This window comes from Rhizobium sp. UFLA01-1127, assembly GCF_059803845.1.
This window is the reverse complement of record NZ_JAUQTZ010000203.1, coordinates 1-8,178: the sequence shown is the minus strand read 5'-3', so window position 1 is coordinate 8,178 and position 8,178 is coordinate 1. Positions and strand designations below refer to the sequence as shown.

The following is an 8,178-nucleotide window of genomic DNA, read 5'->3' as shown; positions in this document are numbered from 1 at the left end:
CCGGCATTGTTGCAGAGGACCTGGATCGGTCCATGGTGCGCCGCAGCCTCTGCCATTGCCGTCCGCAAGGCTTCGATATCGCGCAGGTCGCACCGGATGAAGAGCGGTGGGGAGCCTCCTTCCGACACAAGGGATTCGACAAGAGCGCGCGCGCTTTCTTCGGCAATATCGACGAATGCCACCCGGCTGCCCTGGGCGCAAAAGTGCCTGACGAGGCTTTCGCCGATGCCGCTGCCTCCACCGGTGATAAATACGCTTCTGTCCTTTAGGCTTGGATAGGCACCAAACTTACTGCTCGTTTCCTTGTTCATCATATGGGATCTCACCAACAGGGCCGCGTCGGGTCGGCGCCGCATGCAACCGGTTTGCTGCGACGCCTTGTGATTTAGAGACGGATTGAGATCTAGAATTTCATATTGACGTTGAGTTTGAAAGAATGGTCCTGAGCATTGCTGGCGATCTGACCGGAATAGGAAGCGCCCACGGTCGCGGTCGGGGAGAGCGCGAAATCAAGGCCCGCCTCCATGGTCAGCGCATCCTTGGCGATCGGTGCGCCGTCGATGGAGAAGCTCGCTCCGGTATTGAAGGCGAAGTCGGAGTTCGGCGTCTTGTCGCCATAGGCATGCTGCCAGCCGAGCATCCCGCGCGCTTTGGCCTTGACGCTCGACAGAGGAATGTCGGTCGAAGCCCGAAGACCAAGCGTGGTGAAGGTGGTGTTGGTCGAGCCCTTGTCGCTGGTCAATGCGGTGGTCGTCCCGCCGGACTCGGCGAACGCGTCGCTGCCGAGATGGACGTAAGCGAGATTGGCGAAGGGTTCGAGAGCCGCCTGACCGACGTCGATCTTGTAGCCGAATTCGGCAAAGGCCTGGGTCGTGCGCGCATCATAATCGGCAGAAAGCGTCTCGTTGAACGCCGGAAAAATGACGTGACGCGTCGTGCTGACGCTGTGCGACGTATAGATGAGGCCGGATCTGAAGCCGAGCGCACCCCACTGCGAGCCGCCGTACAGACCAATGTGGTAGTTGTCGCTCGAGCCGGAGGACGAGCGGGCGTCGATATCGAAGCTGGTGCTGCTGTATCCGCCAAGGACGCCGAGCCGCCATGCGCCGGCGGACGCGTCGGCGCCGAAGAGAAAGCCGCCGGTCGAATGATCGATTCCGGCCGCATAGCCGGCCCCGTCCGCTTTGCTTCTTGCGCCGATCGCCTGGCTCCAGATAGCGATGCCTTCCGTGTTGCCGCTTGTCTGCTGCATGCCCTTCTCATCGTAGGTCGTCACCGGCGATGACATCGCGCCGACATCGTCGAATGCAGATCGGATGCGCTCGTTGACGGCATCGCGCAGATAAAGGCTGTCCGTTATGAACACGCCCTTGACGCTGGCATGGATCTCACCGGAGAGCGCGTTGCCGTAAGGCCGCAGATAGCGGTAGAAGCCGATGGTTTCGTCGGCATCCGGGGTCAGTTGCTCCCTGTTCAAGACGTAGAGCGACCAGCCATCCTTGGTCTGAGCAAAGGACAATCCTTCGACCTCCTGGTCGAAATTGACCTTGAGATTGCCCAGGGTTTCCACCTGGCCGGTCGCAAGGTTGGCGCGGTAGATGAATTTCGAGTCATTGTCAGTGGAGAAATACATCCAGCCCCCCAGCAGCTTGCCACCCTGCGCCTGGTCGATGGTCTGCGAAAGCGGGATGTACTTCTTGAACGACCAATCGGAGAGATTGTAGACGGCGATTTCGGTGGCATTGTCGTAAGCCATGCCGTAGCCGAGGCCGTTTTTGGCATCGACTGCCACCCAGCTGGCGATATCCTGAGTTCCATGCGGCGGGTTGAGCGCAAAGGATTTGCCCGTATAGGTCATGTCGCTGGCGTTGTAGATCGCAAAGACCGGCGTGTTGTACCGGCCGCCGGTGACAAGGTCGCGCTGGCTGCTGTCGAGCGATATGTAAAGCAGGCCATTGGCGTAATCGATGTCGCCGATATGGTTCAAGCCCTTGGGCGCAGCGGCGGACGGATTTGCCAGGGCGCTAGCGATCGCAGGCGAACGGCGCAAGGTCGGATTGAAATTGAGATCTGTTCTTTCGAGCGCGTTCGTGCCGGAAAAGTACCAGTTGGTTCCGTCCGTCGTCACACCCTGGCCGCGATAGGTGTCGACATCACCGGTAAAGGTCTTTTTCTCGACCATGATCCAGGGTTCGACCGCATAGGCTGGCGCCGACATCATGCAGGCAAGGCTCGACCACAGGATCAGCGGTTTCACCCTTCGAGGTGCACGGCGGGGCGCTGCCTTTGCGGATACGGCAACGGCAATCCGCCCTTGCGCTTTTGGTCCGGCCAAATCGCTATGATGATTTTTCGTCGAGGATCGCATTTTGAAGTTTCCTATCGGGGAGTTTTCGATAGCCACAGGAAAGCGGCCGGCTCAGAAGTCGGCTAAGGAACATGTGGCGGTGATGAAGATCGGTCCGCTGAAAGCGCGGAACTAAAGATGAAGGAGCTGGGTGCTGTTACCGCAGCCGACGTGATGGCTGTTAGACAGAAGGGCCTGATGTTTGCCCAATGGTGGTCAGATGTTTCTCCGTCGCTTTCCTGCTGCCCGCGGATGCAATTCGCGAATGGCTTGCGTCACGCATGGCTGGTGGCACGACGAGCGAAGGGTCAGCTTCCAATGAATAATTTCGAGTATTGTCAGCCACATATTCCGGATTTTTGATATAAACTATGTAATGTTCCGACGCGGTTGCAGTAATTGATTTTACGCTCTGGTTTCGCTCATGAACATGTACAGCATGTGGCAGATCATTGCGGATATGAGTGGGAGAGTTTCTGAAATCTGGCATGTTAGCAACATTCTATACTCTTAATCGGCTGTTGACGTGACTATCAATCGCGTGTTCAATAATACGACTATTAAGGGAATCAAGTGACAATAATATGAATAGTATGAAGAATGGCGGCGCGCTCTCCAGGATGGTGCTGGGAGGCTCGCGCATGGAGGGATCCGTAGGTGTCAGCCTCCACGCAAGAGTGCTCAATGAAATCGGCCAGAGTATTGTTCGCGGCGACCTCTTGCCTGGCGATCAATTGCCGAATGCGGATGATTGGAGCGCGGCCTATGGCGTGAGCCGTACTGTCTTGCGCGAGGCAATCAAAGTCCTCATCGGAAAGGGCATGGTGGAATCGCGACCGAGAATTGGAACGAGGGTCCGTCCTCGGAAGGATTGGAATTTTCTTGATCCCGACGTTCTCCTGTGGCGCTACGGGTCTCGAACGACAGCCGAGGAGGCGCGATCGCTGTTCGAACTGCGCCGCGCGATCGAGCCGGCGGCCGGCGCACTGGCGGCGAAACGTGCGACCGAAGCGCAGATTGCCGAGCTGCGGCGTCTTCTCGTCGAGATGGAAAGAGCCGGCGACGATGGGGAGCGCTTTGCCATTCCGGACCTGGCCTTTCACCAGGCGATCCTGCGTATGTCCGGCAATGAGCTGATTGGCTCGCTCGCCGCCCTGATCGAGACTGCGCTGGTCATCAGCTTCCGGCTTTCAGATGACAATCCGCAAGGCCAGCGGCATTCGCTTCCGCTTCACAAGCAGGTTGTCGACAATATTGCTGCCGGCGATACCGAGGCTGCCAGCAGTGCTTTGACCGCCCTGCTCGACCATGCGGAGGAGGATGTGAAGAGCGCGCTCGCCGCGCGAGCGGCCCGTCAGAAATAAAGCTGTTCCGCGTCGGCTCCCCTGTCCGGTACCCTCGGCAGATGACTGTTGTGACCGGAAGGGCTCATTTCATCTTTGCCATGGATGGCGTGATATTCGGGGGCTTGCGCAAACAGCCAGTTGGGCGCTTTTATGTAAGCGCATCCTACTGCATAAGGGCGGTCGCAACGGCCAAGGAGGAGGGCTGAGCGGCTACGCGGTGGATGCTGGTTCATTCTGAACGTGGCGTTCAAGGGAGGGTTCGATGGCCGCCATTCATCAGATGCAGTATCGCGAACGTCTGCGCTCTGCACATGAGGCCGTAGCATTGATACCATCGGGGGCAAAGGTCACCATGCCGATCGCTGCCGGCCAGCCGCCCGCCATCCTTGCGGCGCTGGCTGAGCGTGCCCGAGCGGGCGCGGTAGACAACATCCGGCTTTACTATTTGCTCTGCACGGGCATCGCCGGTACCAGCGTGTTCGATTTCGACCTGCGTGACCGCATCACTCCGATGAGTTATTTTCATGGAGCGGTGGATCGCGCTCTCGACAAGAAGCGCGCGGCGGAGATGCTGCCTGCCGTCGATCTTGTACCGTGTCATTTCAGCCAGGTGCCGCGCTCTCTTGTCGAGCATGTCGGTGTCGATACGCTGATCGCAACCGTCTCGCCCATGGATGCAGACGGGAATTTCAGCCTCGGCGCCAGTACCGATTATGCGCTGGCGGTTGCCCGCAGGCCTGGAACCCGGCTGATCCTCGAAGTCAATGCCAGGATGCCCTATGTGCGTGGCAATTGCATGGTCCCAGTATCGAGTGTCACTGCCCTTGTCGAAAACGATGCAAGTCTGCCGATGCTGGCTGCCGCTCCCCGATCGAACGTCGACGACGCGATCGGTGCCATCATTGCGGGCCTCGTCGATGATGGCGATTGCCTGCAGATGGGTATCGGTGCGTTGCCCGACGCCGTTTGCGCCGGCCTTTCCCGGCATCGCCACGTGGGTATCCATACGGAAATGATGACGCCGGGGCTTGCCGCCCTGGTCAGGGCAGGCGTTGTGGACAATAGCCGCAAGCAGATCCACGTCGGGCGGACCATCTTCACCTTCGCGCTCGGAGACCAGCCGCTTTACGATTTCCTGGACAATAATCCCGATGTCGAAGCACATCCCGTGGAGTATGTGAACAATCCGTTTGTCATCTCGCAGAATGACCGCATGGTATCGGTCAATGCGACGCTGCAGATCGATCTCAATGGCGCCTGCAATTCCGAATTCGTCAATGAAAGGCAGTTCAGCGGATCGGGCGGTCAGGTGGATTTTGTCCGCGGCGCCTATGCTTCGCGCGGCGGGCGCTCGATCATTGCCTGTCATGCGACGGCAGCCAAGGGAACGCTCTCGCGTATCGTTCCGAGGCTGACAGGTCCGGTAACGACATCGCGCAATGATATCCATATCGTCGTCACGGAATATGGTTGGGCCAACCTCAAGGGCAAATCCGTGGCGGAGCGGGCAAGGGCGCTGATTGCGCTCGCCGCTCCCGATTTCCGCGAGGAGCTGGATCGCGCCGCTCATCAGGCGGGATTCTACGCACGAGATTAAGACACTGATCGTCGATGAGCAGAAAGCCGCCCATCTCGCCCATGGCGGACGGACGGAGAGCCTTCAGCCTGTGATCGCAAATCGCCCATCGGGCAGGCGCGTCGCAGATTCTAGACCGCTTCCGCTTTTCTTCGAATCGCAAAAACGCTCTATGCTCTTATTTCTTTGCGCGTGCCGGACGGAAAACCGCTGCGGGCTTTTCCTGGAAATGCTTAAAAAAAGGGTTCCCGGAATCAAGAAGGATCCGGAGGGAGACCGGATCCTTCGGCTTTGATCGGAGATCGACCGATCGATGAAAGAAGCCCGATGGATCATACATCAGGCTCCGAGTGCCTGGCCCCAGGCAGGCCAGGCAAGTTGGTATTAGAAGCTGCGCTGGAAGCGCAGGATACCAGCCCACTGATCCTGATTTACAGAATCGAAGTTGGTGTAGGAGACTTCCGGCTCGATAAGCAGGTTCTTGACCGGGTTCCACTTGACGTTCGTGGTCGCGGCAAAGATCTTCGAGTCGGTGTAGGCGAGCTGCAGGTTCCACTTCAGCTTGTCGTTGATCGGAACGCCAACGCCGCCCCAGACAGCCCAGTCACCCCAGCCGCACTTCGACGGATCGTTGACAGGGCAAGCCGAACGGTCGAGGTTGGTGCCGGCGTACTTGTTGAGCTTGTCGCCGTTGGTGTTCCAGCCGCCCATCAAGAAGGCCGAGAAGACGCCGAAGTCGGCATCGACACGAGCCTTGATGGCACCTTCCGACTGGATCGAGTCGTAGCCGCCGACGACCTTGAAGCCCCATGCGCCGGACTTGAAGCCAGCACCGGCAACAACGTCGGGAGCGTAGTGGTTGGCCTTGTCGTCCGTTGCCCACTTCGCGCCGTAGCCGGCGCTCGAGCCGCTGGAATTCGAATCTTCGACCGAGACGACAGCCGTGAAGCCGTTGCCGGCATCATACTTGTAGGTCAACTGGTTGAGTTCGTACGGACCGTCATAGATCACGTCGTCGTTGATGACGTCGCCGGCGTAACCGATGTAGGAGTTGTACTGGGAGTCGGCCTTACCGACGAGGAAACCACCGAGGCTGATGTTGGCCCAGAGCAGCTTGGTGCTGGTCGTGTTGCCTTCCTGCCAGTCCCAGCGGATGACCGTGTTGGTCTTCAGCGGGCCGTATTCGGTGTCGGAAGCAGTATCGAGCGACAGCTGGGCGCGGGTGTGCCAGAGCGTGCCGTTATGGGTATTCGGGTTATAGGCATCGTACCACTTGCCTTCGGTACGGACCATGCCGCCGATCTTGAGGCAGGTTTCGGTGCCGGGGATGAAGAAGTAGCCAGCGCCGTATGCGTCGCAGATACGGACGTATTCCAGCGGCTCCGGCTCAGCAGCGACGATAGCGTCGGCCGCATGAGCACCGGAAACTGCTGCCAGCGCAGCAGCGGAGCCGAGAAGAAGGCTCTTGATGTTCATTTTAAACTCCTGGTTGTAATTCGTTTACATATCCCAAGGAGCGAGCACAACACGCCGACCTGAAGGCGCCAACCTGTAAACAGGAAGAAAAACCCAGGCACTGCATCCGCAATTGACTGCAGGTATCGTCCCCACCCCTATGGAACCCCGTCAGTTTGCGACTGAAATAAACCCCTCAAATCGCAAGCCAATTAAGATCCTGCCCAAAAAAGTATATACGTCCGGATTGTTTGTAAATGGGGTTCCAGGCCGGTCGATGGAGGGAAAGGGCGGTTGTTGATTTAATGCAACACATGTCGGGCGAGCACATCGCGATAGGGACGTTTCATCAAGCTCATCGGCATGCCGATCGGATGTCCCGACACCGGCTTCGGTAACCGGAGAGTGGTGGGAAATGCGAATTCTATGCTGGCGTTCCAATGGTGCGAACCCCGGACATGGAAAAGGCTGGCGCTTCCAGATAACAGAAATTTGACGCCCGCCCGCAATCTCCTTCCTGCGCGCTTACCCCCGCACCCTGGCAGACGAGAATTCAAGGTGCGATCGCAAACAGCTCCATGGCCTCGGTGAAGCCCTTCAGCCGCTGCGCTCCGATCGAGACTGCGTCTATGATTTCGGCTTTGCGGCGGAACGGCTCAGACATCAGGAGCGCTTCGCCGCTTTCGCTGCAGATGCCTTGAATGCGGCTGACGACATTGACGTCCGGGCCGATCAGCGTGAAATCCAGGCGGCTGCCGGAGCCGACATTGCCGTAGCTGACCTCGCCATAATGCAGAGCGATGCCGATCTTGATTCCGATGCTGTCATATTGGAAGCCGTCCGTTTCGTCGAGGATCGTTCTGGCGGCAGTCAGCCCGGCATTGCAGGCTCCGGGGGCGTCGGTGCCGGGAAAGAAGGCGAGAACGGCGTCGCCCATGAATTTGAGCACTTCGCCACCCTGGCGGGTGATTGCCGGCACTACCATGTCGAAATAGGCGTTCAAAAGACCGAGGACTGTGCTGCCCGGCAGCCGGTTGGAAAGCTCCGTGAAGCCGCGCAGGTCGCAGAGCAGGAATGCGGCCTCCATGGATTCGATCTCGCCACGACGGATGTGGCCGGCAAGAATCCGGCTTGCCGTCATCGGGCCGATATAGGTGTCGAGCAGACTGAGTTCGCATTGACGCAAGACCCGCAACTCGCAGGTATTGCGCAGCGCCGGCAGGATGCGCTCGATCACATCCTGTTCGATGGATGTGAAGCCGCCCGGTCGGCGCGTGCCGAAGACGGCAGTGCTGACCGGCCCGTCGGCATTGCAGAGCGGTGCCATGATCAACTGCACCAGCCCGCGGCCAGAGAAGATGTCGATGTGCTGCCAGCGGCCATGAGGGCTCTCGCCGGGGCCGACGATCAGCGGTTCGCGCATTTCCTGCACCTTGAGGAGCGGCGTATTGGCG

Annotated in this window: 7 protein-coding genes; 3 read left to right on the top strand and 4 right to left on the bottom strand. The window is 58.9% G+C overall.

Going from position 1 to position 8,178, the window contains the following annotated elements; translation table 11 throughout:
• Window positions 1–311 (bottom strand): SDR family NAD(P)-dependent oxidoreductase (locus tag Q4Q11_RS29750; RefSeq protein WP_498571722.1); only part of this gene is annotated, 311 nt, incomplete at its 3' end.
• A 92-nt stretch (window positions 312–403) separates the two neighbouring features.
• Window positions 404–2,368 (bottom strand): autotransporter outer membrane beta-barrel domain-containing protein, encoded by a 1,965-nt coding sequence (locus Q4Q11_RS29745; RefSeq protein ID WP_498571721.1) that lies wholly within the window; start codon window positions 2,366–2,368, stop codon window positions 404–406.
• Window positions 2,369–2,485: 117 nt separating this feature from the next.
• Here Q4Q11_RS29745 and Q4Q11_RS29740 point away from each other — a divergent pair, with 117 nt between their 5' ends.
• The 3 genes from Q4Q11_RS29740 to Q4Q11_RS29730 all read left to right on the top strand — a co-directional run bounded on the left by Q4Q11_RS29740 (window position 2,486) and on the right by Q4Q11_RS29730 (window position 5,290).
• Complete coding sequence (locus Q4Q11_RS29740; RefSeq protein ID WP_498571720.1) at window positions 2,486–2,710, top strand: hypothetical protein; 225 nt, start codon at window positions 2,486–2,488, stop codon at window positions 2,708–2,710.
• A 221-nt stretch (window positions 2,711–2,931) separates the two neighbouring features.
• Window positions 2,932–3,711: a FadR/GntR family transcriptional regulator gene (locus tag Q4Q11_RS29735; RefSeq protein WP_498571719.1), complete on the top strand. Its 780-nt coding sequence runs from the start codon at window positions 2,932–2,934 to the stop codon at window positions 3,709–3,711.
• Between the two features lie 244 nt (window positions 3,712–3,955).
• Entirely contained in the window at window positions 3,956–5,290 is a 1,335-nt protein-coding gene (locus tag Q4Q11_RS29730) for an acetyl-CoA hydrolase/transferase family protein (RefSeq protein ID WP_112507666.1), read from the top strand.
• 363 nt (window positions 5,291–5,653) lie between these two features.
• Here Q4Q11_RS29730 and Q4Q11_RS29725 read toward each other — a convergent pair whose 3' ends face one another.
• Window positions 5,654–6,745 carry a porin gene (locus tag Q4Q11_RS29725; protein ID WP_498571718.1) on the bottom strand — a complete coding sequence of 364 codons (1,092 nt, stop codon included), beginning with the start codon at window positions 6,743–6,745 and terminating at the stop codon, window positions 5,654–5,656.
• 532 nt (window positions 6,746–7,277) lie between these two features.
• Window positions 7,278–8,178: adenylate/guanylate cyclase domain-containing protein (locus Q4Q11_RS29720; protein ID WP_498571717.1), on the bottom strand; the 901-nt coding region annotated here is incomplete at its 5' end.

What these genes read in the sequence shown, in the direction of transcription:
- Q4Q11_RS29725 (WP_498571718.1), bottom strand. Translation starts at nt 6,745, where the DNA reads ATGAACATCAAGAGCCTTCTTCTCGGCTCCGCTGCTGCGCTGGCAGCA.
- Q4Q11_RS29730 (WP_112507666.1), top strand. Translation starts at nt 3,956, where the DNA reads ATGGCCGCCATTCATCAGATGCAGTATCGCGAACGTCTGCGCTCTGCA.
- Q4Q11_RS29745 (WP_498571721.1), bottom strand. Translation starts at nt 2,368, where the DNA reads ATGCGATCCTCGACGAAAAATCATCATAGCGATTTGGCCGGACCAAAA.
- Q4Q11_RS29735 (WP_498571719.1), top strand. Translation starts at nt 2,932, where the DNA reads ATGAATAGTATGAAGAATGGCGGCGCGCTCTCCAGGATGGTGCTGGGA.
- Q4Q11_RS29740 (WP_498571720.1), top strand. Translation starts at nt 2,486, where the DNA reads ATGAAGGAGCTGGGTGCTGTTACCGCAGCCGACGTGATGGCTGTTAGA.